This is a genomic window from Thalassotalea nanhaiensis (assembly GCF_031583575.1).
In the GTDB taxonomy this organism is placed as follows: Bacteria; Pseudomonadota; Gammaproteobacteria; order Enterobacterales; family Alteromonadaceae; genus Thalassotalea_A; species Thalassotalea_A nanhaiensis.
Genome location: NZ_CP134146.1, coordinates 2,630,801 through 2,653,881, shown reverse-complemented (window position 1 = coordinate 2,653,881; position 23,081 = coordinate 2,630,801). Strand labels below are relative to the sequence as shown.

The following is a 23,081-nucleotide window of genomic DNA, read 5'->3' as shown; positions in this document are numbered from 1 at the left end:
TTCAAGATAGAGTGTAATAAATTGTGTATGAATCAATCGCTTATATTTTAATATAAGGAGTTAACGGTTATTTTTACGATTTTCGCGTTGTTGTTCAACTTCTTCTTTTCTGCGTACACCTGCTCTGGGTAGAGTTTCTTGCAAATCGTTTAGGCTCTTTTTGCGAATAGGTTTAGCGCTTTTTTGCAACATTGATAAATTACCAATAATTGCAGCAACAACCGCAACTATGATGCCTATGATAACCCAAGAGTCCATATTAAGGTGTTCCTACATTAATGATGTATTGATTATAGATGGTTTCTAACATTGCTAAAATGTCAGTTTTATTTAATATTTCACTTGTCTTTAAACATTCACCAAGTAAATCCAGTGTTAGCTTTGAGTGGTATAAACTCGCCAAAGGGTGATATGAAATATGCCAAGGCTCAGCAGCAACCCCACCACGATATAAATCATACGGGCGATAAAAACCAAATTCCTTCATATTATCGTTTAGCCAAGCAGTCAATTTTGCTTGATGGCCTGAAGCCTCGTATTCCCATGGCTCTAACTGCAGTGCTTCATTATTGAGAAGATCAGGGTCGTATACATCAATATCGGTGCCCCAATGATGACGACTGGCACCAGGCAAAGCAGAAAACAATAAAATACTGGTGACTTTTTCTTTAGTTCTTAAATCGGCAAGATTTAACTTATTATTATTAATATCTAATACATTTCGCTGACCTGACAATTTACCATTAAATATGGACAGTTGCTGTTCAAACGAGCGAAAACCGCTGGCTATCTGTAGATTAATGCCATCGGTTAACGCAGCTTGTTGTAACTTTGTAAATGCATCAACCATTGCCCTATGAACACCAATTCTATCATTGAAGTAGTGTATATGTTCATCAGTACAACCAGTAATACTGGCTTTTGATATATCTGTTGGCATAGGCTGAATTAAGATCCTAATCAGTTAAAAGCTTTTTCATGATCAAATAGTACATCTCAACCAAATCTTCTAAGTCTTGACAATTTACACTTTCATTTACTTTATGAATGGTTGCATTTGTAGGCCCAAGCTCGACAACTTGAGCCCCCGTTGGCGCGATAAAGCGACCATCAGATGTGCCACCAGACGTAGATGGCGTACAGTCCACACCATTGGCTTCTTTTACCGAGTCAACCACCGCAGAAAGTAACTTACCTTCTCCGGTAATAAATGGCTTACCATTAAAGGTCCATTTAATTTCATAATCAAGCTGGTGCTTATCGAGAATCTCAGTAACTCTCTTGATGATAATATCATCATTAATTTCAGTGCTATAACGCAAGTTAAAAATTGCATGTAATTCACCGGGAACAACATTAGTTGCTCCGGTACCTGAGTTTACATTGGACAATTGAAAACTGGTTGGCGGGAAATACTGATTACCTTCATCCCAATGCTCAGTGCTTAGTTCTGTTAAGGCCGGAGTCGCTAAGTGGATAGGATTTTTAACCAAGTGCGGGTAGGCGACATGACCTTGAACACCATGAACAGTTAAATCGCCAGTAATTGAGCCCCTTCGGCCATTTTTAACAATGTCACCAGCTTTATCGGTACTTGATGGCTCTCCGACAATACACCAGTCAATTTTTTCATTGCGGGCCTCTAACGTATCAATTACGCGTGTAGTACCGTTAATAAAAGGGCCTTCTTCATCAGAGGTAATTAAATAGGCAATAGAGCCCTTATGACCTGGGTAGTCTTTTACAAAACGTTCGGTTGCAACTATCATCGCAGCAAGAGAGCCTTTCATATCGGCAGCGCCACGTCCGTAAAGCCAACCATCTTTTATCGTTGGTTCAAAAGCAGGAGTGTGCCATTTTGAGTCTGGGCCAGCAGGTACAACATCAGTGTGGCCGGCGAAACAAAAAACAGGGTGCTCAGTTCCACGTCTTGCCCACATGTTGGTAGTATCTTCAAAAACCATTGATTCATTATTAAAACCTGCCGCTATGAGTCTGCTTGCCATTAATTCCTGGCAACCTTCATCTAATGGTGTGACAGATTTTCTTGAAATTAAATCTTTAGTTAATTTAATTACGGCTGATTCATTAGTCATTGATAAAAATCTCTTCATATTGAGCGGGCTTAAAGCCTAAATGCAACTGTGTATTAATCTCTAATAACGGACGCTTCAATAACGTTGGCTGCTCTAAAACAATTTGTTTTGCGATATCTGCAGATAAGTTGCTTTTAATCTCATCGCTTAAATTACGAAATGTTGTGCTGCGTTTATTAATTAATAAATCCCAACTAGATTTAGCAACTATGTTGTTTAGTAATGCTTCATCTAAACCATCTTTTCTTAAATCATGAAACTGATAGCTTATATTATTTTTTTCCAGCCATGATTTGGCCTTTTTAACAGTATCGCAATTATGGATACCATAAAGAATAGTCATTATTGTTCTCTTTTATATGTGTTCTAAATTAGACGATTAACTGTTTAATCATTAATTATAAGGTAATCATTTGCTCTTAGGGAGTTTACTGCTTTTTTAAGGGTATCTTGTTTAACCAAAATGTAATCAGTATCAAATGTAGATATGGCGAAAATACTAATTTCTTTTTCAGCCAATACACCCGCAATATTTGATAAAATGCCTGTTAATGAAAAGCCTAATGGGCCTAATACTTCAAGTGCGCGCCAACCTGATTCGCTTTCTAAACTATTAAGTTGAATATCTTCTGGCACAACAATTGATAATTCGTCATAAGTTTTGCTAATAAAATACACTTTTGCAGAAAATACGCTGCTCGGTATTTCAGTTTCAGGGGTAAAGCTGTGGATAGTAAATAGCTCATCTAATACTTGTAGAGTTTGCTTTGTCATTGAAGTCTCGCCAGTGCTTTTATTGAATCACATAACTATACCGCAGCAAACTTGCTAATGGTATAGAAAGTAAAGTGATAATAAATAAAATTTAGTAATATCGTAATGTTTATTACATAACTAACAGCAATTAAAGCTTAATAATGATTAATTTAGAGACTTTAATTTTTTCCCTAATACTCATTATCCACAGAAGGTGTGGGTAATTGTGTGTATAACCTTTTACTATGATTATAACTTGCTGTATTTAAAGCATAAAAAGTATGTGTTCGAAAAGTGACCTTTATCTTGTGTTGGTTATTATGTGTACAGTTTGATGTGTGGCGCTTTAGTGCTGAAATATGCTTTTAAAGGCTATTAATACACGTTAACTGTCACTAATCAGAGCGGAACAGCCTTATAAAACCTTTCTTTTAAGGGGGATATTTAGTAATTTTTAATCAAAAATAGTTTGAATATTTTGCTCACTGATAAATTTTGTAACGTTTTGAACCCATTTTTTTCCTAATAATATTCCAGATATGTGTTATCTTTATAAGGTTACTCAGTCAGAATATAAATCATGCAGCAATCTTTATTAGAGCAAGTTAAACAAGGGCGCCAATACGTAAATCTTTGGCCACACCGTCCAGAACTAATCCAATATTTTTCTGAATATAGGGCTGTATTAGTCAGTCGTTTTGTATTTAAATATGGCGGAGCGTTAGCGCTGTTAGCGTTTTTAATGCCTATATTATTCATTGGCATCGAACAGTTGAAACAGTCGATAGTATATTCATTATTTATTGGTTCATTACCAGTACAAGCGCTATTTTTAATGAATAATAAGTCAAAAGAAAAATTGCCGCCTTCTTTGGCTAATTGGTATCGAAATGGTGTTGAAAAGCTTAAAGCTCATGATAATGAGGCTGAGTTAATTATCAAAAATCCTACCTTTTTAGATTTAGCTAAATTATTAAATATTTCATATTCGCAGAAATAACTATTTTCTAAAACCTAGTTCCAGAAATACACTCAGGATTGTTGATAAAATCCTGAGTTGATTGCAAGGTCTATTTTTTACTTCCTGAATTGGATTCAGGATCTATTATGCCTTTTTATAGATACGCACCATAAAGTCTACCTGACATGTAAAGTTATTCGCTTGCTTTAAATCACTCACTAATTGCTCAGACGATTTAAAAGCAAACGGTGTCATGGCCAATAACGTTAATGCCTGTTCGCCATGATCAAAATTCATTTCATAATTAAGGCTTTCTTCTTTGATAAGCTCGAAACCATCAAGTTGTTGCTTTTCAATATTATGATATTTAGGCGTTTGGTAAATCTTTTGCTTTAACTCCCACAGATGCTTAGCGCCAGGGGTAACGGTGAGTAAATAACCTTGGTCATTGAGCAAACGACTGAATTCTTCTATTTTTATTGGTGCATAAATTGAAAATAGCCAATCAAAATATCCATCAGCAAAAGGCAGTTGCGCAATTGAAGCAACGCTGAAGTGACACTGCTTATATTTTTTAGCGGCAATTTTTACAGCATTTTTCGCAATGTCTACACCGTAGACCTGATGATGTTCTGATTTATGAGCATGGGTATAGTAGCCCTCACCACAGCCAGCATCCAATATATTGCCTGCAGGAATATAGTCATTTTTAAGTTCAATTAAGCGATCACGTAGTGGCTGATAATAACCCGACTCTAAAAATGTTCTCCGGGCAGAGACCATTTCTTTGTTATCCCCGGGATCTTTCGAGTGCTTGTGCTGAACCGGCAATAAGTTTACATAGCCTTCTTTCGCTTGATCAAAACTGTGATTATTCGTGCAGCGAAAACTTTTGTCAGCAAGGTTTAACGCTTGCTGGCAAATAGGGCAAAGGTAGTGGCTAGTATTTATCATATATTATTTAAACGTTGACCAAATTGGTGCATGATCTGAAGGTTTTTCAATACCACGCAACTCATAATCTATATCAGACTCGACACATGTAGCGGCAAGGTCATGAGTGGCCAATACAACATCAATGCGAAGACCACGATTGTCATCGAAACCACGTGAACGATAATCAAACCAAGAATATTTCTCAATAGCGTCTGGATGTAATTCTCTAAAGGTATCTTTAAAGCCCCAATTTAATAGCGTAGATAACCACTCACGTTCTTCTGGTTGGAAACTACACTTACCCGTCTTTAACCAACGTTTTTGATTAGGCTCACCAATTCCAATATCTAAATCAATTGGCGATATATTGATATCTCCCATTACTATGATGTTTTCATCTAGGCTGTGGTTATCATTTAAATAACCCATTAAATCCTTATAAAATTGACGCTTGTAAGGAAATTTAGTCTCATGAGCAATATTATCACCTTGCGGGAAGTAACCGTTTAAAACTGTTACTTCTTCACCTTTATCATTAGTCGTTTTCACCATGATCATACGCTTTTGCATATCTTCATTGTCACTTGGGAAACCTTTCTGTACTGAAATAGGCTCTTTCTTACATAACATCGCGACACCGTAATGTGCTTTCTGTCCGTGAAAATACACGTGATAGCCCATCGCTTCTACATCAGCTAAAGGGAAAGCATCATTGTGAACTTTAATTTCTTGTAGACCAATAATGTCTGGTTGATGCTTATCGATAATAGCTTGTAACTGGTGCAAACGTGCGCGTAGGCCGTTTATGTTAAATGAGATTACTTTCATTATTTTAGTCTTTAATGTTATTTTTAATAATTGCCTATGCTAACAGAATTTAGCATAGGCTTGCATGAAATTTAATGTTGAACATTCGGTTTTAGGTCGACTGCTCTGGTCTTATAAAATGTAATATCAAGACGGCAATAAGCATGAGAAGACCGCCAAATATAATAGAGTAAACACTGCCATACAGCGAAATAACACTACCAATTATTGCCATAAGAACGTTTGATAAACTAAATGTTGTAGTGATTAGTCCCATTAACTTTCCTTGGCTAACATCAGAAAACTGCTCTGAGGCAAATATCGGCAACATGGCGTTGTAAATTGCGATGGTCACTCCTATAAATACGTAAGCAAACCAACTGGCACTCTCTGATAAGTAAAAGTGAACGAACATCATTGAAGCAAAAAGCAACATACTAATTTTTGAGCCACTAACTAGACCCATTTTTGATTTAACAAAGGGTAACAAGTAAACGCTGCCTAATATCATTGAGAAAGTTAATATGGCAGTAATAAAGCCAATGTTTGGCCCTGAAAAATTGAAACTTTCGACTAACCATAAAGGGTAAAATTCATAATAAGCATTCGTTGCCAAGGTAGAAAATAAAAAAACGTAGAATAGGCGTCGAATTGATTTGTGCTTCAATAATGTAAATGAATTATTTTGATATAGTACTCGTCGAATCGATAGATGGGTATCTTTCTGCTGATTTTTACTTCTATTACTTTCGCCTAAATAGAAATACACCACAACAATAGCAAAGAGCATAGCAACAGCTGCAACTAAAAAGGCGAGGTGAGCACCATGGGGTTGTAATAGGCCGCCGATAACAGGCCCAAGTAACCAGCCTGCATAGGTCGTGGCACTGACTAATGAGTAATTACGAGTTTTATCCAATGGCGGAGATAAGTCGATTGCGATAGCTTTCGCTATGGCAATGTTACCTTCGCTAATGCCTGTGATAAATCGGGTGAGGGCAAAGAGAAGAAAGTTTTCACTTAATAAAGCCCAAACCGAAAGTAAATAACCTAACGCACTAAAAATCAAGGTAATAACTAAAACTTTTCGTCTACCATAAATATCAGATGCTGCACCAATAAATGAGCTCCCGATCAATAATCCCAAAGGATAAACAGCTAACAAAAAACCAAGTAATAATTTAGGTTCGATTCCAGCGAAATTTGTGAAGCTATTCACTTCATTTAAAAATAAAGGTGCCAAAATGGGATATGGCAAGGCAATACCAGCACAACTTAGTAAAACAATTAAAAGTAGAGTATATAAAGATCTTTTTGCTTGTTGTTCAGTCATAGTAAGCTTTGTAGCTATTATTTGAACGTATTCTAACCTTGAAAAATGCACTGATACAGAAAAAAAACAAAAAAAATCACTTTTTAATTTAGTCTTTATAAATCAATTAACTAAAATGTAACCAAGAACAAATTTTATCCATTGCAATGGCGTTTTTATGACCACTTACGGTTACCTTTGTAATTAGAGTGTAAACGCGAGTATTGATTTGTTATCAAAAAAAGTAAAAAAAACGTTAAAATAACGGATTAAGTTATTGTTATATAAAGATTTAAGATGTAAATTTAATGTGAAGTGCTTTGTAAAATAACATTATTAACTGTCAAATTATTTTGTTATAACTATAAGCAGATGTACAAGAAGAGAACTTTTCTACTAAGCGTTTACGAATAGAATAAGTTCGATGTTGACTAAATGGAGCGATATTTAATGTCAGAAAATAAACCGAGTTTGAAAAAAATACTATTGGTTGAAGATGATCGTCAGTTATCTGATTTGATTAAAGATTTTCTTGTAAGTGAAGGCTTTCACGTTAAACAAGAATTTAGAGGTGACACAGTTTCTAAAACTGTAGAAAACTTTTCACCTGATTTAATTGTGTTGGATGTGATGTTACCAGGTAAAGATGGTTTCACTGTTTGTAGAGATCTTCGTCCTGCGTTTAACAATCCAATTTTAATGTTAACAGCAAAAAGTACCGACTTTGATCAAGTACTTGGCTTGGAAATTGGTGCCGATGATTATGTAGCAAAACCAGTTGAACCACGTGTTTTACTTGCTCGTGTAAATGCACTTTTACGCCGTGGCCAATTACCTAAAGGTGGCAGCGAAAAAGCTGAAATTACCTGCGGTGGTTTGCATGTAAACCGTAACTCTCGTCAAGTTACTCTTGCAGGTGAAAATATTGAATTAACCAGCCAGGAATTTGACCTGTTATGGTTGTTAGCAACACGTGCCGGTGAAGTTCAAAATCGTGACTATATTTACAAAGCTGTAGTGGGTCGTGAATATGATGGCATGGATCGCAGTGTAGATGTTCGTATATCTCGATTACGTAAAAAGTTACACGATAGCAACGAAACACCGTTTAGAATCAAAACTATTTGGGGACAAGGTTACTTATTCGTACCAGACGCTTGGGAATAAGTAATGAATCTAGGTCGCTCCTTTTTTAGCCTGTATTTTTTAATCGTTGCGTGTTTTGGTGCTTTAAGTTGGTTATTAGACGAATTTTGGAGCATGAATGTCGAACAAGACGTTGAATCTTATACGGGTTATAAAACCGTCCTCATCGCATTAACTGACAGACTCGACAGCTTTCCCATTGCTGAGTGGCAAGGGAAAGTTGAGGCTGCCAATAAGCGTTATAACTTACCAATGCAACTAGTGTCAGTTGATAGTGTTGAAAAACTATTGCCTGATCTTAAATATGTTAAAGATGAACGAGTTACTGTTTATTACGACGATAACGATATAACCTTATTTCACCCAATCGCAAAGCATAAAAAAGTATTAATATTAGGGCCTGTAAAAGCGCCGACTCGACCAAGAACAGAAGCACTGCTACGTGTACTAAGTGTTGTGTTATTAGGCGTAGTGATATTTTTTTGGGTTTGGCCGATTTCAAAAGATTTAGATAAACTTGCCAAATCAGCCAAAGACTTTGGCTATGGTGATTTTAAAGTGAAAGTTGATCGAGCTGACTCTGTTTTAGTTCAGCCGATGATGAACACATTCAACATGATGGCATCAAGAATAAATAACTTAATTGAAGCTCATAAAGAACTCACCAATGCCGTATCTCATGAACTCCGTACTCCTTTAGCTCGCAGTAAGTTTGCCCTGCAAGTGTTACGCGGTGCTAAAGATGATGAAACTCGTGAAAAGTACATAGATAAAATAAGCACTGATGTAGAAGAGTTAGAGTCTTTAGTTAATGAATTACTCGTTTACGCGGCGTTTGAAAGTGAACAACCCAACATAAATTTCGCCAATAATGATGTTAGGCAATTAGTTGATTTTCAAGTGGCAAGCTTTGCCAGTAATGATATTGAAATAGACTTTAATTGCTCACAAGATACTGTAATGGCTGAATATGATGCTCATTTTATCAATAGAGCATTTAGTAATTTACTGACTAACGGGGTTAAATACGGTAAGGGTAAATTACAAGTGTCGTTATTGAGTGATGGCCAGCAATGTTCATTAATTGTGGAAGATAACGGACCAGGTGTTGATGACGACTTTAAAGAAATCATATTTGACGCATTTTCAAGATATGATAAAAGCCGTGGTAAGGATACCGGAGGGTTTGGACTAGGTTTAGCAATAGTCAGTAAAATTATGCTTTGGCATAATGGCAGCGCAACAGTTGAAAACAGTGAACTTGGTGGTGCAAAGTTTATACTGTCTTGGCCTGTAGACCATATAACGGGTTAACCAATACGTTACTTCGTAACTCCGAATACGCTCTGCTTCGAATACGTAGCAGAGCGTATTCGAATACGCTTCGCTTCGATAGTATTTAATTCGAAGGTACGAAGTACCGTATTCGCAGTGCAACGTATTCGAATCGAATGAATCATTTTTTCATACAGCAGCGTTTAAATTTTTTGCCGCTTAAGCATGGGCAATTTTCATTTCGAGATAGTTTTTTAACTAGTTTATGCTCACTAACATCACCGTCAAAGTAACGCCACTTTTCTTCTTCCTGAATGAACCTCGATTTTTCATGCATTTGCCAGACTTCGTTTTCAACTAAATACTTAGCGATAAATTCTACAAAGTGATATTTACTATCATCATAATCTGTAGATACTACCTCTAATGATAACCAAGTCGTTTGTTCTGCCCATTCGCTAATATCTTCAATACTGTTTTCAGCTTGTTTACAAGATGCGTAAGTATCAGCAATATACTGGCAATTTTTCAGAGCATAGGCTGTAAAGCGGGAGCGCATTAACTGTTCAGCAGTTAAGGGCGATTGTGTTTGATTAATATAGTTTTCACAGCAAAGTGAGAATGGTTTGTTAGAGCCACAAGGGCATATTTCTGTCAAAGCGATCACAAAATTATTCAATAAATTTATTTGTCACTATAGCAGATCAAAAAGCGGTAAAGAATACAAAACAGGTGCTGGTGGAACAACTGGAGTATTATACTGATTGGATATTCAGTTGCTTTGCATTCTTTACCAAAAGGCTGTTGTACAAATTTAATTAATGTAATTGATCCTGTTTCTTATTCACAACAATGCATTCGGTGTTACCTTGTTTGGCGCAGCTTTGCAGCATCATTAGTTGACGCTCGCTAAAGTCATGATCACAAAGAATAACCGTTGAACAATTTCCTTTTAACAACGTACGGGCAATTTTATCAAATGCAATAGGTTGATGCTGACCATTAACACGTAAAATTTTTGATTTGTCTACTGTCTGCGCAAGAGATTGCAAACTTGTTTCATCACCGTCCACACATAATATCCAGCGATTTTGCTGTTGGTTTTTAGCACACACTTTAGCCAGTTCATTGCTGAAAAATTGTTCATTATCCACATGTTTAATTTTAAACCAAGACTGGTTTAATGTTGCATTTGCTTTTAAGTTGTTGTTTTTTAATGTAATTAAGTTGTTCATTTGTTTGCTCCAGCCAATCTATTTAACTACTGTATAAAACAACAGTATATGTAAATTAAGTGTAATGCAAGTATTTTTACTGATTTTTTATACAGTGGTTCGGTTTGGTGAATATTTAACAATGTATGCTATTAAATCCAGCTGTTTGAGATAAACTGTGAACCATTAAGATGAAGGTATGGAATAGGTAAAAAATAATTACAATGCATGAAAAATTAAAAACTAGCGCGGGCTTTGGCTGTGAGCAAGCTCACTTAAAAGTATATATTGATAACCGACCGCCATTAGAGCATTACCAAAATATGGCTGCACTTGTACCAATTCAAATAGGTGAAATTTTAGAAATAGGGCGGTTAACAGGTAACCACTGGCGCAAAATATTTAATGTCTATGCAAAGCTTTGCTTTGAATTAATGCCTGAAAATTTTAATACTTGGCAAAACTTAAGGGACCAGAAGCTTCTGCAAAAAGGTAGCGATCAAGCATTAATTTTCAACCAAACAGGGTTTAATCAATATATTGGGAAAAGCTCTAAGGAAGATATCCATATAATAATGGGACGAACGTTTGCCAGTTCATTAATAACCGATAATCAATACAGCAAAGATCTGATTTGGTTAAATGAGGAATTTGCTATCAATAAACCGTTTCGATTCATTGTCTGTCCATATTTTGATTATCGGCAACTTTCTAATCTAAAAATTAGCTATTTAGTTAAATTAATAACTTCTTTAAAACACGTTGAAAAATGAGCATTATTTTTGCTAAAAAAATGTTAATTAATCAGTTTTTATTGAATTAAATCAACTCTGTTCGGTATTTGGAACTATACTATTTAGCATTGTTAAATCTATTGGCTAACAACATGTCTAAAAATGCAGTACTAGTAATAAATTGCGGTAGTTCTTCCCTTAAATTTTCCCTTATAGAACCCATTTCTGGGGAAGTAATGGTCGCTGGTGTCGCTGAACGTTTATTGTCAAAGCATGCTTTTGTTAAAGTTGCTTTTAAAGGTAGTAAAGAAACTACGCCACTGATTGTGCCTTTCGATCATCAAGTAGCAGTTAATTTTATTGTTGAATTTTTACATGAAAATAACTTGGTTGAGTGTTTATCTGCCGTAGGTCATCGCCTGGTTCATGGTGGTGAAGAATATTCTACGCCAACATTAATAGATGATGTGGTGAAGTATTCTATTGAAAAACTATCAAAACTGGCTCCGTTACATAATCCGGTTAACTTAATTGGGGTAAATGCCGCCGAGCATGCATTTCCTGATTTGCCGCAAGTAGCGGTGTTCGATACAGCCTTTCATCAAAGTATGCCAGCTAAAGCGTACATTTATGGCTTACCTTACAGCTTGTATGAAGCGCATGGTATTCGCCGTTACGGCTTCCATGGCACGAGCCATTACTTTGTCTCCAAACAAGCGGCTGACTTGCTTGGTAAGCCATTTACTAAAACCAGTGTTATTACCGCACACTTGGGGAATGGTTGTAGCATAACGGCAATAGACAACGGCAAAAGTGTCGATACATCTATGGGCTTAACTCCCTTGGAAGGGGTAATTATGGGAACACGTAGTGGTGATTTAGATCCTGGTATTATTTTTCATCTTATCGAGCAATTAAATTACACACCTGAGCAAGTATCTAGCCTGTTAAACAAAGAGAGTGGTCTATTAGGTATTTCGCAAATGAGCAATGATTGTCGCACTATTGAAGAAGCCATTATTAATGATCAAGATGAACGAGCAAATTTAACCATGGATATCTTTTGCTATCGGATCGCTAAATCTATCGCTTCTTACATGGCAAGCTTGTCGCATTTCGATGGCTTAGTGTTTACCGGTGGTATTGGGGAAAATTCAGATCTTGTACGTTCACGCATTGTTAATTCGTTACATTTATTAAATATTCATCTGGATGATAATAAAAACACTGATATTAGGTTTGGCAAAAGTGGATTAATCTCAACTGAGAGTAGCCAACATTGCTGGGTTATCCCAACCAATGAAGAGCAAGTTATAGCTGAGCAAACCTATCAATTAATTGTTGGAGATAAATAACATGCCACGTCGTATTATGCTTGTACCGGTCGGTTTTGGGGTTGGTTTAACCAGTGCTACATTTGGTTTGTATCATAAGCTTCAACAGCTCGGTATTAACGTTGGTTATTTTAAGCCTATTAGCCAACCATCTCGAAATATATTGTCTAATGACTATAATTCACCTGCAGAATTCAGTGATATCGATGTAGGCTCTATCCCAATCAGCTATGTTGAAGAAAAAGTTGGGGATGATTTACTTGATGTTGTTTTAGAAGAAATTGTAGGCAATATTCAACGTTATGATCACGAAATAATTATAATCGAAGGGGTTATTCAAACCGCTCGTCAAACCTATGCGGCAAAAATCAACCAAGAAGTCGCCTCTGCTTTGTCTGCTGACATTATTTTTGTTGCCACACCAGATAACGACACTCCTGAACAATTTGAGGATAGGATCGGACTCAGTGCGAAAATCTTTGGCGGCATTAAAAACAGCAGAGTAAAAGGCTGTATTATCAACAAAATTAACTCGCCAGATAAAGACGTATTTGGTTTATTACCAAGAGAAGGTGACTTTAAAGGAGAAACCAATTTAGTTCCTTGGCAAACATTGAATATATTTCAAAAATCAAATTTTGAACTTATTGGTGCTGTGCCTTGGGAAATGGATCTTGTTGCCCCGCGAGTAACCGAAATCAGTAACTACTTATCTGCACGCATTCTTAACGATGGCGACTTAGAGCATCGTCGTATTAGAAGTATTAGTTTTTGTGCGCGTAGTGTCGGCAATTTAATGAGCCATTTAGTACCCGGCCGTTTAATCGTTACTCCAGGAGATAGAACAGATATTATCATCGCCACTTGCTTATCCGCACTTAACGGTACCAAAGTAGGGGCGCTATTACTGACCAATGGCTTTTTGCCTAATGACAGCGTTATGGAGCTTTGTCAGCAGGCATTTAAAACGGGCTTGCCGGTATTATCTGTACCTTGGGATACGTGGGAAACCTCACGCCATTTATTAAGTTTTAATCCAGAAATACCTGAAGAAGATATTCAACGCCAGGAGCGGGTTAAACAATTTGTTGCCGACAATTTAAATAAAGATTGGATAGATAAATATGTAGGCATTAAGGTTCGAGGTCAATTGCTCTCACCACCTGCATTTAGGCATAAACTTACCGATTTAGCCAAGCGTGCCAATAAACTTATTGTACTGCCCGAGGGTAATGATATTCGTACGATTAAAGCCGCTGCAATTTGTGCAGAACGTGATATCGCTCGCTGTCAGCTGTTAGGGAATAAAGACGAAATCTTATTGATAGCAGAACAACAAGGCATAACATTACCTGCTGGAGTACTCATTACCGAACCCGAAAGTATTGTTGAAAATTACGTTAAGCCGTTAATGGAATTAAGAAAACACAAAGGGTTAACTGAAATTGTCGCTCGAGAAGAGCTAAAAGATACCGTTGTTTTAGGTACTATGATGCTTCAGCTTGGCCAAGTTGATGGCTTAGTGTCTGGTGCAGTGCATACAACAGCCAATACCATTCGTCCTGCATTGCAGCTAATTAAGACAGCACCAGGCAACTCTTTAGTTTCATCTGTGTTCTTTATGTTATTGCCTGATCAAGTATTTGTGTATGGTGACTGTGCGATAAATCCAGATCCTAATGCTGAACAACTCGCCGATATTGCCATTCAATCTGCTGATTCAGCCAAAGCTTTTGGTATTGAACCTAAAGTGGCAATGATCAGCTACTCCACCGGTAGCTCGGGCACTGGCCAAGACGTTGAAAAAGTGGCATTAGCGACGCAAATAGCACAAACAAAGCGACCTGACTTATTAATTGATGGGCCACTACAATATGATGCCGCGGTGATGGAAAACGTTGCTAAGAAAAAGGCTCCAGACTCTAAAGTTGCGGGCCAAGCAACTGTGTTTATATTCCCTGATCTAAATACAGGTAATACAACCTATAAAGCGGTACAACGTTCAGCAGATTTGGTCAGTATAGGGCCAATGCTGCAAGGGATGAATAAGCCGGTAAATGATTTATCAAGAGGGGCACTTGTTGACGATATTATTTATACAATTGCGTTAACAGCCATACAAGCAACTCAGTAGTGGGCGATTTACATCGCCCTTTGGCGTCCTCTATTAACTGACCGAGTTCTTATAGCAACAATTACCCCGATGATGGTCGGGGTTTACTTTAACTTTTCAATGCCTGAAATAGGTGTTTTGAAAAAATACTGACTGTCGTTATCCGCTACAGGCATATCACCCGCTTGAATATTACACTGCAATGAAGGGAAGATAAGCTTAGGGTTTGCTAGGGTTGAGTCTCGTGCTTCACGTACTTGTACGTATTCTGCTTCACTCACTTCACTCGAAATTTGAATGTTTTCAGCTTTTTGTTCCGCTACGGTTGTTACGTATTTTAATTCACGGCCACCCGGTTGGTAGTCATGGCACATATATAATTTAGTATCATCGCCCAGTGCATAGATTTTATGTATTGAACTATACAATAATGCTGCATCACCACCAGGGAAGTCACAACGTGCAGAGCCAGAGTCAGGCATAAATAACGTATCACCAATAAATGCATTACCGTCGATAACATAAGTAACACTGTCAGGCGTATGGCCAGGTGTTGCTATTACGTCAATGTGGTAATTACCTAAAGACAGTTTGTCACCTTCATTTAACAATAAATCAAATTGTACACCGTCAGTATTAAAATCTTTTGCCAGATTAAAAACTGTTTTAAAGGTTTTTTGAATACCTCTAATGCTGCTACCAATTGCAATTTTTCCGCCCAATTGCTGTTTTAAGTAAAACGCACACGAAATATGATCCGCATGGGCGTGGGTTTCTAAAATATATTGAACAGTTAGATCATTATCTTGTACAAAGCCCATTAACTGTTTTGCGTAAACTGTATCTACACTGCTTGCTACAGCATCATAATCCAGTGCCGGATCGATAATTGCGCAGTCTTTAGTTACCTCGTCAAAAACAATGTAAGTAAGAGTGAAAGATGCTTTATGAAAAAAATGTTTTATTTGTAACGCCATGGAACTTCCTAGTGTTGTAAATTTGCCTTTATTATTACCGTTTTATTTTTATTGGTCTGGTCAATACATTGTAATATAAAGTGCTTTTGATTATTTATTGTTTATAGCCTATATCAGTAAGTAAGCTATCGCTTTCAGCAGCCGTTCGGGCCAAGTCATCACAGCGTTCATTGTCTGGATGACCTGAATGTCCCTTTACCCATTGCCAATTAATGTCGTGTCGATTGTTTTGCTCGTACAAAGCTTTCCATAAATCGACATTTTTAACCGGTTGTTTACTTGCTGTACGCCAATTGTTTTTTACCCAATTGTTGATCCAGCCCGTTATTCCTTGTCGAACATATTGGCTATCGGTGGTTAAGGTAACTTTACAAGGCTCTTTTAATATTTCCAATGCCTTTATTGTTGCAAGCATTTCCATACGATTATTGGTGGTAAGTTGGTAGCCTTGAGCAAGCTCTTTAACATGACCTTGGTATTTTAACACCGCGCCATAACCTCCAGGACCAGGGTTACCTAGACATGAACCATCGGTATATATTTCTAATTGTTTTACTTTTTCAGCCATCAACTTACAAACCGTCGTATTAATGGAGGGAGTTTAACAGCTTAAATTACGATGCAATAGCTAAAGAATTACAAAAGCGGTATTTTTGATTTACAGCATAGGGTAGAATTTGTTTATATATTTATTTTATGTCATTTATAAACGCTAAGGCGAACAGTGTGCAAAGCAGCGAAGAAACAATAGTAGAGAAACCAGAGCGTATCATTGTTCTTGATACTGAGACGACAGGAATTGACCCTAAACAAGGGCATCGTATTGTTGAAATTGGTTGTGTAGAGCTTATTGACCGCAGGTTTACTGGACGCAGTTATCATGTCTATATAAATCCTCAAATGCACATGGAACAAGAAGTAATTAATATTCATGGCTTAAGTAACGAATTTTTAATGGATAAAAAGTTATTTAACCAGGTCGCTGATGAATTTATTGAATTTATTCGCGGCGCTGAGTTAGTTATCCATAATGCTCGATTTGATGTTGGGTTTATGGACCATGAATTTGCTATGACTCGTCGAGGTCTACCTAAAACCCTAGATATTTGTACGGTAACCGATACATTAAAGACATCTCGTGATGAATTTGGCTCACCAAAAACCTTGGATTTTTTAGCTCGCCACTATCGCGTTGAAAAACTTGTAGATCGTACCTATCACGGCGCCTTAATTGATGCGCAGCTATTGGCGTACGTTTACATTGAAATGACTCGCTATCAAAAGCACCTTAAATTAAATGAGGGTGATGGAAAGGGCAGTAACTCAAATGATGTACGCAGAATAGAGCAGAACAGGCCCGCGCTAAATGTTGTGTACGCCAGTGATAACGAATTATCTGCTCATGATGAGCGTATGAATATTGTCGAAAAGAGCGCCGGAAAAAGCATTTGGCGTGGCGAAGTTACTGAGTAGTACTTTTATAGGTTTTTTGTAGATAAAAAAAAGTAACTTTTTGTGTTTAAATGGGCATAATTCATGCTTATTGTATGACATTTGTGCAGTCGTTCATTTTTATTCAAAAAAGTAGTTGACTCATATTGTTCATATCCGTATTATTCGCTCCGCATTCAACGACATGTTGTTGCAGATGACTTATGTAGCGGAGTGGTAGTTCAGTTGGTTAGAATACCGGCCTGTCACGCCGGGGGTCGCGGGTTCGAGTCCCGTCCACTCCGCCAACGTTTTAAATCGTTGATAATTCATCACGTAATGTTTTACGCAGTATCCTATGTGGAGTGGTAGTTCAGTTGGTTAGAATACCGGCCTGTCACGCCGGGGGTCGCGGGTTCGAGTCCCGTCCACTCCGCCAACGATACAGCTAAAATCATTACAATCAAATCTCTGCGGAGTGGTAGTTCAGTTGGTTAGAATACCGGCCTGTCACGCCGGGGGTCGCGGGTTCGAGTCCCGTCCACTCCGCCAGTTTGATTTGATTAATTTCACAATGTCGTTATTTTGTAAATGATTTTGCGGAGTGGTAGTTCAGTTGGTTAGAATACCGGCCTGTCACGCCGGGGGTCGCGGGTTCGAGTCCCGTCCACTCCGCCACATCATTTACCTATCAAATTATCCAAGTTTTAAATTACCTTAAATATATATAATTACCCAAGTGTCTTTGTTTACTTCATGACGAAGGTCATGATCTCGCTTTACTTTAAGTTCCTGAAACAAGTTCAGGACGATACTAACGCATCGAGTTCAGTTGGTTAGGCTCTTAACAGCATTAGCGGCCTGTCAGCCATGCTCTTTTGGTCGCGGGTTCGAGTCCCGTCCACTCCGCCACATCATTTACCTATCAAATTATCCAAGTTTTAAATTACCTTAAATATATATAATTACCTAAGTGGTAGTTCAGTTGGTTAGGCTCTTAACAATATTAGCGGCCTGTCAGCCATGCTCTTTTGGTCGCGGGTTCGAGTCCCGTCCACTCCGCCACATCATTTACCTATCAAATTATCCAAGTTTTAAATTACCTTAAATATATATAATTACCCAAGTGTCTTTGTTTACTTCATGACGAAGGTCATGATCTCGCTTTACTTTAAGTTCCTGAAACAAGTTCAGGACGATACTAACGCATCGAGTTCAGTTGGTTAGGCTCTTAACAGCATTAGCGGCCTGTCAGCCATGCTCTTTTGGTCGCGGGTTCGAGTCACGGTAACGAAGCCAATTATGTTTTCAAGTACAAATTTCCGATTTAAAATTCCAAAAACATTATCTATAAAAATTCAATAGTTCATACTGTTCGTTTCTCGTTTCTCGTTTCTCGTTTCTCGTTTCTAGCATTCTCGTATCTAAAAATTACCAATTTCACCCGTAAGGGTGTTTTTTTTGTTGCTGACAAACATTACATTGATTCAATAGGGTTAAAATAAATTAATAGAGAACAATATGAGAAGTGAATTACAAGAAGAATTGAGCATTTTCAGAGAAACAGTTATTCGTTTTATTGAAAACGAAGTTGCACCTAACTATGAAGCTTGGGAAGAAGCGAAACAAATTCCAAAAGAATTTTATCTGAAAATGGGTGAAGAAGGGCTGTTATGTTGTGATATCCCTGAAGAGGATGGAGGCTTTGGTGTAAGTGTTGATTTTAACATGTTGGTTGTTGAAGAAATTGCCAAAGCAGGATATTTCTCGCTTGCTTGTAATTTAATTGTTCATTCAGATATTGCCGCGCATTATGTTCTTAACCTTGGCACACAAGCACAAAAACAAAAGTATTTGCCTGGTATGATCTCAGGTGAGTGTATTGGCGCTATCTGTATGACTGAACCAGGCGTTGGTAGTGATTTACAAGGTATGAAAACTACAGCAACTAAAACTGCCACGGGTTGGAGTTTAAGTGGCTCTAAAACGTTTATTACAAATGGACAAAACTCTTCTTTGTATATTGTTGCTGCTAAAACCAACTTAACGGTAGCCGGATCAAAAGGCACATCGCTGTTTTTAGTTGATGGTGACAAAGCTGGTTTCCAGCGAGGTCAAAACCTCGACAAAATGGGCCAAGCTGCTGCAGATACTTCAGAGTTATTTTTTGATAATGTTGAACTTACAGAAGATGACTTACTTGGGGAGTTAGATCGTGGTTTCTTAGGTTTAATGCATGAGTTGCCGCGTGAGCGTTTAGCTTGTGCTTGTATTGGTACTGCTCATGCTGAAGGAGCGCTTGAACTTGCGCTTGAATATATAAAAGAGCGTCAGGCGTTTGGCGCACCATTAGCAAAACTTCAAGATATCCGTCAAAAAATTGCTGAAATGGCCACACAAGTAGAGTTACACCGTATTATGATGGAACACTATAAAGAGTTGCTAATCGATAAAAAACTGAGCACAGAGAAAGCCAGTATGGCGAAATATTCAGCCTGTGAAATGGAATGTAAAGTGATCGATATGGCACTGCAAATGTTCGGCGGTTATGGTTATATGAAAGAATATCCAATTTCACGTTTTTATGTCGATGCTCGTGTACAGCGCATTTATGGTGGTACTTCAGAAATCATGAAGGAAATCATCGGTAAAGGTGTGATCGGAAAAATTTAAGAAAACTAAAAAGGAGCTAATCTTTTTTAGCTCCTTTTATTTTTAAAATTAATTAAAAGTTATACGTAGCCCCCATGCCCGGGCCGGTTACTTCCATATCATAAATAAACCCATTATCTGCATAATCCACTTTTAAGTAACGATAAAAGTACTTTAAAGACCAGTTATCAGACAGCTTATGGTTTAAAGTTGCGGTTACCGTGTAATGTTCTTCAGGTTGGTCTTGAAATCCGCCAAGTTCTATACGCCCCTGAAAAGCAAAAGTATCATTAATCTCCCACGCAGCATGAACACCAACAACTGGATCGACCCAATCATCACCTAAGGTTGTATCTATTGCTATAATGCCATTTGAACCATCAAGTTTTAAGTCAGACTCTAAATCAATATACCTAAAGCCAACATAAGGGTATAAATCAAAGCCGTTGCTTTGTACAACACGGTAACCAACAGCAACGTCTAATATAGTTCCATCTATGCCCAGCTCTACATCAACCGACGAACCTCCAATAGGCCCTGTTGTCGCCGATTGTTCATCTGACACTGTTAGATAAGTAAATTCAGCATATGTTAGCCAATTGCCTTTTTTAGCGGCAAAGTTAAACATAGCACCACCATCTAAATGATCTAATAAATCTTGTATATTAATATCTACTTCAGAAATTGATGAGATTTCATTACCCAACGGTCCTGTGGTATATGCGCCCGTGCTCCCTTCATTAGCGGCAAGCCATAAGTAAGGTGTAAATTCGAATTCCCAGCCCTTAGCTGTTGCTGTAAAAGGCATAGAAAAACCAATAGCCGTTAACAAGGCTTTAGCTATATTATTCATTGAAGATCCCTGTTCTGTTTTTATAAATATTCTTTAACAATACATCAACTTAACAGGTTTTACATAATTGAAACCTAAGAAATATGAGACTTATTACTGATTGTGGGAATATTATATTTATATATTACTTAATGTAATAATAATCTTGCATCAAAATCATTAGAGCATAAGGGCTTTTGTTAATTAAAATAGTGACAATTAATAATTTCTATAAAGATGCTGAGATGAAAAAAGTAAATGTTACTACTCGTTCAATGTTTGCAACATTAGTTCTAACAAGTGTTGGGTTAAGCAATTCGGTTAACGCTGAAGAGTGGCAATTTGAAGCCACACCATATATTTGGGCAGCTGCCAATGAAGGATCTGCTGGTGCATATGGGTTAGGTTCTAATGGCGATATTAATCCACCACCTACAGAAATAGATATCAATTTCCAAGAGCTTATCGACAGTACTGATTTAGGTACCATGTTTAACTTTGCAGCCAAAAAGGATAACTGGCTGTTATTTACTGAGTTCACCTACCTTGAAGTATCTGACCAAGCGACAAAGTCTTTCTCAACACCAACAGGTAGTAGCAGTGCTGATATTGATTTAGAAATAAGCGGTACCGTTTTAGACATGGGCGCAGGTTACCAATTTATAGAACAAGACACGTTTCAATTATATGGATACGCTGGCGTGCGATATATGGACTTAGACACTGATATTAGCATTGACTCTCCAGGGGGAATATTGCCAAGTGAAATTACCATGGGTGATAGCTGGACAGATGGTTTTGTTGGCGTCCATACTTCTTGGAAAATTAATGATAAATTTAGCTTTAATACCCGTCTTGAAGTCGGTGGACTTGGTGACGTCGACGAAGCCTACATGGCTCATATTGCAATAAATCATCAAATTTCAGAAAACTGGCAAGTAAAATATTTTTACCGCTATCAAAAAGTTGATTATAAAGGTGATGGTTTTATTTATGATATGGAAATAACAGGTCCAGGTGTCGGTGTTACTTATACGTTTTAGGTATCCACAACAGCTAAAGTAAATTATAAATAAAAGCAGTTTTTCTGCTTTTATTTATGACTGTGTTTGCACTTGTTGATTAAAAATTTCACCTATTGATAATTTTACCAAAGGAGCGCTGCTGATTGCTTTGATGAATTCTTCAGAATAAATCATTTGCTTACTTTCTTCTTGCCACCAAGCCGCCCAAAACGGTAAAACTAAAAAACTGTGACAAAAACTAATCGTATGGTGCCACGATTCATTGTCTAAAATTCCCGCTCGATGTTGAAAGTAACCGGCCATAAATCGTTGTAGCGCGGCTCGGCCAAAAAAGTCTAACACAACAATTTCATCATGACTAAAATGCTCTAATTGGTTATTTGGATTGAAAGAGCGTGTTATCAGCTCTTTGTCAGGATGGACACTCATTCGTTCATTCCACCGTGACCAACCAAGAAAGGTTGCAGTAGTAGCTTTAGCTTTTAACAGTCTTGAATTTTCTTTTAATTCGACGACTAAATAAATCAAGGTTGCGAGCACTGCAAAACCGCCACAAATTTCAGCAATAGCAACCATCTCCGCTAAATTCATATCTACTCCGTTTTGTGCAAATGTACAATAAGGTTAGTTTAGTCGGTAAATATCATTTTTGAAGAATGATTTAATTAAATGAAAGGTATTATGCGCAGTATGCATAATGTTCTATTTTTTTTTGTCATTGGAGGAATATTAACCGAGGATTTATTATGATTCTGTTAAATAACGATAGATAAACGAGGTTTACATGAAAGCGATAAAATTAGTAATTCTACCTATTCTGGCTTTGTTGTCAGCGTGTAGCACAACTTATGAAGCAGAAAGTGATTACAATAATGCGTATAACTTTAATGAGGTTGAAAGTTACCACGTAATTGGTGATGCACAGTATAAAAACCCATATTTAAGTGATATGAATAGGGAGCGTATTAATGACTCCATTTCAGCTGAGCTAGCAAAGCTGAAATTAGAGCAACAAAATAAAAGTTCAGCAGATGTGTTGATCAGTTATTTTGTGGTGACAAAAGATAAAGTTAAAGTCACGTCAAGCCCTGTTGGTTATGGAAGATATGGAGCTTATGGACAAACACACATTAACGCACGTGATTATGTTGAAGGCACGATAGTTATTGATGTAATTGATAACAAAACGCACAAATCTATCTGGCGTAGTTCTATCAATAAGTCAGTGAAAGAATTTGACACCCCAGAAGAACGCAGTCAAGAGATAGCAAAAGTAATTAAAGCTATGTTTAGTGAGTTTCCAAGTCAAACCAGCTAATCTCCTCTTCATATATAAAACCAAACGTAGTAAGTTCGTTTGGTTTTAGCCATTTTATATTTCACCCTTTTGGGCGATGTTTAAATAACAATACCTAACTAAAATGTTATGCATTACAACTTGATTGTTAACCGTAAAATTATAAACTATAAGGTATTATCC

24 protein-coding genes and 4 tRNA genes are annotated in these 23,081 nt (G+C 37.2%); 14 read left to right on the top strand and 14 right to left on the bottom strand.

What is annotated here, in order from left to right:
* Positions 1 to 60 precede the first annotated feature (60 nt).
* From RI845_RS11565 to RI845_RS11545, 5 genes are read right to left on the bottom strand one after another with little or no spacing between them, the layout of a single operon-like run.
* Entirely contained in the window at positions 61 to 258 is a 198-nt protein-coding gene (locus RI845_RS11565; protein ID WP_348386322.1) for a hypothetical protein, read from the bottom strand.
* 1 nt (position 259) lies between these two features.
* Positions 260 to 940: a M15 family metallopeptidase gene (locus RI845_RS11560; protein WP_348386321.1), complete on the bottom strand. Its 681-nt coding sequence runs from the start codon at positions 938 to 940 to the stop codon at positions 260 to 262.
* A 16-nt stretch (positions 941 to 956) separates the two neighbouring features.
* Complete coding sequence (dapE, locus tag RI845_RS11555; RefSeq protein WP_348386320.1) at positions 957 to 2,096, bottom strand: succinyl-diaminopimelate desuccinylase; 1,140 nt, start codon at positions 2,094 to 2,096, stop codon at positions 957 to 959.
* Positions 2,089 to 2,439 carry an ArsC family reductase gene (locus tag RI845_RS11550; protein WP_348386319.1) on the bottom strand — a complete coding sequence of 117 codons (351 nt, stop codon included), beginning with the start codon at positions 2,437 to 2,439 and terminating at the stop codon, positions 2,089 to 2,091. The genes dapE and RI845_RS11550 overlap by 8 nt, the downstream gene beginning before the upstream one ends.
* A gap of 44 nt (positions 2,440 to 2,483) precedes the next feature.
* The gene (locus tag RI845_RS11545) at positions 2,484 to 2,870 is read right to left on the bottom strand and encodes an ACT domain-containing protein (protein ID WP_348386318.1); all 387 of its coding nucleotides are present in this window, start codon (positions 2,868 to 2,870) and stop codon (positions 2,484 to 2,486) included.
* Positions 2,871 to 3,432: 562 nt separating this feature from the next.
* On the opposite strand from RI845_RS11545, the gene yfbV reads away from it, so the two are divergent.
* Positions 3,433 to 3,852 (top strand): terminus macrodomain insulation protein YfbV, encoded by a 420-nt coding sequence (gene yfbV / locus RI845_RS11540; RefSeq protein WP_348386317.1) that lies wholly within the window; start codon positions 3,433 to 3,435, stop codon positions 3,850 to 3,852.
* A 105-nt stretch (positions 3,853 to 3,957) separates the two neighbouring features.
* Here yfbV and rlmA read toward each other — a convergent pair whose 3' ends face one another.
* The 3 genes from rlmA to RI845_RS11525 form a co-directional block, all read right to left on the bottom strand.
* Positions 3,958 to 4,767, bottom strand: a complete 810-nt coding sequence (gene rlmA, locus RI845_RS11535) for a 23S rRNA (guanine(745)-N(1))-methyltransferase (protein ID WP_348386316.1) — start codon at positions 4,765 to 4,767, stop codon at positions 3,958 to 3,960.
* 3 nt (positions 4,768 to 4,770) lie between these two features.
* On the bottom strand, positions 4,771 to 5,577 hold the full coding sequence (gene xthA / locus RI845_RS11530; RefSeq protein ID WP_348386315.1) for an exodeoxyribonuclease III: 807 nt from the start codon (positions 5,575 to 5,577) through the stop codon (positions 4,771 to 4,773).
* A 91-nt stretch (positions 5,578 to 5,668) separates the two neighbouring features.
* Positions 5,669 to 6,889: an MFS transporter gene (locus RI845_RS11525; protein ID WP_348386314.1), complete on the bottom strand. Its 1,221-nt coding sequence runs from the start codon at positions 6,887 to 6,889 to the stop codon at positions 5,669 to 5,671.
* Positions 6,890 to 7,339: 450 nt separating this feature from the next.
* Here RI845_RS11525 and RI845_RS11520 point away from each other — a divergent pair, with 450 nt between their 5' ends.
* Positions 7,340 to 8,035 (top strand): winged helix-turn-helix domain-containing protein, encoded by a 696-nt coding sequence (locus RI845_RS11520; protein ID WP_348389538.1) that lies wholly within the window; start codon positions 7,340 to 7,342, stop codon positions 8,033 to 8,035.
* Between the two features lie 3 nt (positions 8,036 to 8,038).
* Positions 8,039 to 9,328 carry an ATP-binding protein gene (locus RI845_RS11515; RefSeq protein WP_348386313.1) on the top strand — a complete coding sequence of 430 codons (1,290 nt, stop codon included), beginning with the start codon at positions 8,039 to 8,041 and terminating at the stop codon, positions 9,326 to 9,328.
* Between the two features lie 142 nt (positions 9,329 to 9,470).
* Here the strand turns inward: RI845_RS11515 and RI845_RS11510 are convergent, their stop codons facing one another.
* Positions 9,471 to 9,956 (bottom strand): YchJ family protein, encoded by a 486-nt coding sequence (locus RI845_RS11510; RefSeq protein ID WP_348386312.1) that lies wholly within the window; start codon positions 9,954 to 9,956, stop codon positions 9,471 to 9,473.
* A gap of 151 nt (positions 9,957 to 10,107) precedes the next feature.
* Positions 10,108 to 10,524 (bottom strand): hypothetical protein, encoded by a 417-nt coding sequence (locus tag RI845_RS11505; protein WP_348386311.1) that lies wholly within the window; start codon positions 10,522 to 10,524, stop codon positions 10,108 to 10,110.
* A gap of 203 nt (positions 10,525 to 10,727) precedes the next feature.
* Here RI845_RS11505 and RI845_RS11500 point away from each other — a divergent pair, with 203 nt between their 5' ends.
* From RI845_RS11500 to pta, 3 genes are all read left to right on the top strand, one after another.
* On the top strand, positions 10,728 to 11,276 hold the full coding sequence (locus tag RI845_RS11500; protein ID WP_348386310.1) for a DUF6942 family protein: 549 nt from the start codon (positions 10,728 to 10,730) through the stop codon (positions 11,274 to 11,276).
* A gap of 113 nt (positions 11,277 to 11,389) precedes the next feature.
* Positions 11,390 to 12,592, top strand: coding sequence for an acetate/propionate family kinase (locus RI845_RS11495; protein WP_348386309.1), 1,203 nt, complete (start codon positions 11,390 to 11,392; stop codon positions 12,590 to 12,592).
* A gap of 1 nt (position 12,593) precedes the next feature.
* The gene (gene pta / locus RI845_RS11490) at positions 12,594 to 14,705 is read left to right on the top strand and encodes a phosphate acetyltransferase (protein ID WP_348386308.1); all 2,112 of its coding nucleotides are present in this window, start codon (positions 12,594 to 12,596) and stop codon (positions 14,703 to 14,705) included.
* A gap of 83 nt (positions 14,706 to 14,788) precedes the next feature.
* Here pta and RI845_RS11485 read toward each other — a convergent pair whose 3' ends face one another.
* Together RI845_RS11485 and rnhA are read right to left on the bottom strand one after the other, a co-directional pair.
* Positions 14,789 to 15,661 carry an MBL fold metallo-hydrolase gene (locus RI845_RS11485; protein ID WP_348386307.1) on the bottom strand — a complete coding sequence of 291 codons (873 nt, stop codon included), beginning with the start codon at positions 15,659 to 15,661 and terminating at the stop codon, positions 14,789 to 14,791.
* A gap of 94 nt (positions 15,662 to 15,755) precedes the next feature.
* Positions 15,756 to 16,229 (bottom strand): ribonuclease HI, encoded by a 474-nt coding sequence (gene rnhA / locus RI845_RS11480; protein ID WP_348386306.1) that lies wholly within the window; start codon positions 16,227 to 16,229, stop codon positions 15,756 to 15,758.
* 158 nt (positions 16,230 to 16,387) lie between these two features.
* Between rnhA and dnaQ the strand changes: the two genes are divergently transcribed.
* The 6 genes from dnaQ (at position 16,388) to RI845_RS11450 (ending at position 19,765) form a co-directional block, all read left to right on the top strand.
* A complete protein-coding gene (gene dnaQ, locus RI845_RS11475) occupies positions 16,388 to 17,134 on the top strand; it encodes a DNA polymerase III subunit epsilon (RefSeq protein ID WP_348386305.1) in 747 nt (248 codons plus the stop codon).
* 189 nt (positions 17,135 to 17,323) lie between these two features.
* Positions 17,324 to 17,400: transfer RNA gene (locus tag RI845_RS11470), tRNA-Asp, on the top strand.
* A gap of 54 nt (positions 17,401 to 17,454) precedes the next feature.
* Positions 17,455 to 17,531, top strand: a tRNA-Asp gene (locus RI845_RS11465).
* A 36-nt stretch (positions 17,532 to 17,567) separates the two neighbouring features.
* Positions 17,568 to 17,644: transfer RNA gene (locus RI845_RS11460), tRNA-Asp, on the top strand.
* A 49-nt stretch (positions 17,645 to 17,693) separates the two neighbouring features.
* Positions 17,694 to 17,770, top strand: a tRNA-Asp gene (locus RI845_RS11455).
* A gap of 843 nt (positions 17,771 to 18,613) precedes the next feature.
* Positions 18,614 to 19,765: an acyl-CoA dehydrogenase family protein gene (locus tag RI845_RS11450; RefSeq protein ID WP_348386304.1), complete on the top strand. Its 1,152-nt coding sequence runs from the start codon at positions 18,614 to 18,616 to the stop codon at positions 19,763 to 19,765.
* Between the two features lie 52 nt (positions 19,766 to 19,817).
* On the opposite strand, the gene RI845_RS11445 is transcribed toward RI845_RS11450, so the two are convergent.
* The gene (locus RI845_RS11445; RefSeq protein ID WP_348386303.1) at positions 19,818 to 20,597 is read right to left on the bottom strand and encodes a hypothetical protein; all 780 of its coding nucleotides are present in this window, start codon (positions 20,595 to 20,597) and stop codon (positions 19,818 to 19,820) included.
* A 224-nt stretch (positions 20,598 to 20,821) separates the two neighbouring features.
* Here RI845_RS11445 and RI845_RS11440 point away from each other — a divergent pair, with 224 nt between their 5' ends.
* Positions 20,822 to 21,619, top strand: a complete 798-nt coding sequence (locus RI845_RS11440; RefSeq protein ID WP_348386302.1) for a DUF481 domain-containing protein — start codon at positions 20,822 to 20,824, stop codon at positions 21,617 to 21,619.
* Between the two features lie 54 nt (positions 21,620 to 21,673).
* Here the strand turns inward: RI845_RS11440 and RI845_RS11435 are convergent, their stop codons facing one another.
* Positions 21,674 to 22,192 (bottom strand): hypothetical protein, encoded by a 519-nt coding sequence (locus RI845_RS11435; RefSeq protein WP_348386301.1) that lies wholly within the window; start codon positions 22,190 to 22,192, stop codon positions 21,674 to 21,676.
* Positions 22,193 to 22,385: 193 nt separating this feature from the next.
* Here RI845_RS11435 and RI845_RS11430 point away from each other — a divergent pair, with 193 nt between their 5' ends.
* Positions 22,386 to 22,919, top strand: a complete 534-nt coding sequence (locus RI845_RS11430; RefSeq protein WP_348386300.1) for a DUF4136 domain-containing protein — start codon at positions 22,386 to 22,388, stop codon at positions 22,917 to 22,919.
* The last annotated feature ends 162 nt before the right edge of the window (positions 22,920 to 23,081 follow it).

Bases quoted from the DNA above. Each gene is read 5' to 3' on its own strand.
- RI845_RS11440 (WP_348386302.1), top strand. From the start codon at position 20,822: ATGAAAAAAGTAAATGTTACTACTCGTTCAATGTTTGCAACATTAGTT.
- dapE (WP_348386320.1), bottom strand. From the start codon at position 2,096: ATGACTAATGAATCAGCCGTAATTAAATTAACTAAAGATTTAATTTCA.
- RI845_RS11525 (WP_348386314.1), bottom strand. From the start codon at position 6,889: ATGACTGAACAACAAGCAAAAAGATCTTTATATACTCTACTTTTAATT.
- xthA (WP_348386315.1), bottom strand. From the start codon at position 5,577: ATGAAAGTAATCTCATTTAACATAAACGGCCTACGCGCACGTTTGCAC.
- RI845_RS11550 (WP_348386319.1), bottom strand. From the start codon at position 2,439: ATGACTATTCTTTATGGTATCCATAATTGCGATACTGTTAAAAAGGCC.
- RI845_RS11430 (WP_348386300.1), top strand. From the start codon at position 22,386: ATGAAAGCGATAAAATTAGTAATTCTACCTATTCTGGCTTTGTTGTCA.
- RI845_RS11435 (WP_348386301.1), bottom strand. From the start codon at position 22,192: ATGAATTTAGCGGAGATGGTTGCTATTGCTGAAATTTGTGGCGGTTTT.
- RI845_RS11565 (WP_348386322.1), bottom strand. From the start codon at position 258: ATGGACTCTTGGGTTATCATAGGCATCATAGTTGCGGTTGTTGCTGCA.
- RI845_RS11450 (WP_348386304.1), top strand. From the start codon at position 18,614: ATGAGAAGTGAATTACAAGAAGAATTGAGCATTTTCAGAGAAACAGTT.
- rlmA (WP_348386316.1), bottom strand. From the start codon at position 4,767: ATGATAAATACTAGCCACTACCTTTGCCCTATTTGCCAGCAAGCGTTA.
- RI845_RS11560 (WP_348386321.1), bottom strand. From the start codon at position 940: ATGCCAACAGATATATCAAAAGCCAGTATTACTGGTTGTACTGATGAA.
- RI845_RS11445 (WP_348386303.1), bottom strand. From the start codon at position 20,597: ATGAATAATATAGCTAAAGCCTTGTTAACGGCTATTGGTTTTTCTATG.
- yfbV (WP_348386317.1), top strand. From the start codon at position 3,433: ATGCAGCAATCTTTATTAGAGCAAGTTAAACAAGGGCGCCAATACGTA.
- RI845_RS11485 (WP_348386307.1), bottom strand. From the start codon at position 15,661: ATGGCGTTACAAATAAAACATTTTTTTCATAAAGCATCTTTCACTCTT.
- RI845_RS11515 (WP_348386313.1), top strand. From the start codon at position 8,039: ATGAATCTAGGTCGCTCCTTTTTTAGCCTGTATTTTTTAATCGTTGCG.
- RI845_RS11500 (WP_348386310.1), top strand. From the start codon at position 10,728: ATGCATGAAAAATTAAAAACTAGCGCGGGCTTTGGCTGTGAGCAAGCT.
- RI845_RS11495 (WP_348386309.1), top strand. From the start codon at position 11,390: ATGTCTAAAAATGCAGTACTAGTAATAAATTGCGGTAGTTCTTCCCTT.
- RI845_RS11505 (WP_348386311.1), bottom strand. From the start codon at position 10,524: ATGAACAACTTAATTACATTAAAAAACAACAACTTAAAAGCAAATGCA.
- RI845_RS11545 (WP_348386318.1), bottom strand. From the start codon at position 2,870: ATGACAAAGCAAACTCTACAAGTATTAGATGAGCTATTTACTATCCAC.
- pta (WP_348386308.1), top strand. From the start codon at position 12,594: ATGCCACGTCGTATTATGCTTGTACCGGTCGGTTTTGGGGTTGGTTTA.
- rnhA (WP_348386306.1), bottom strand. From the start codon at position 16,229: ATGGCTGAAAAAGTAAAACAATTAGAAATATATACCGATGGTTCATGT.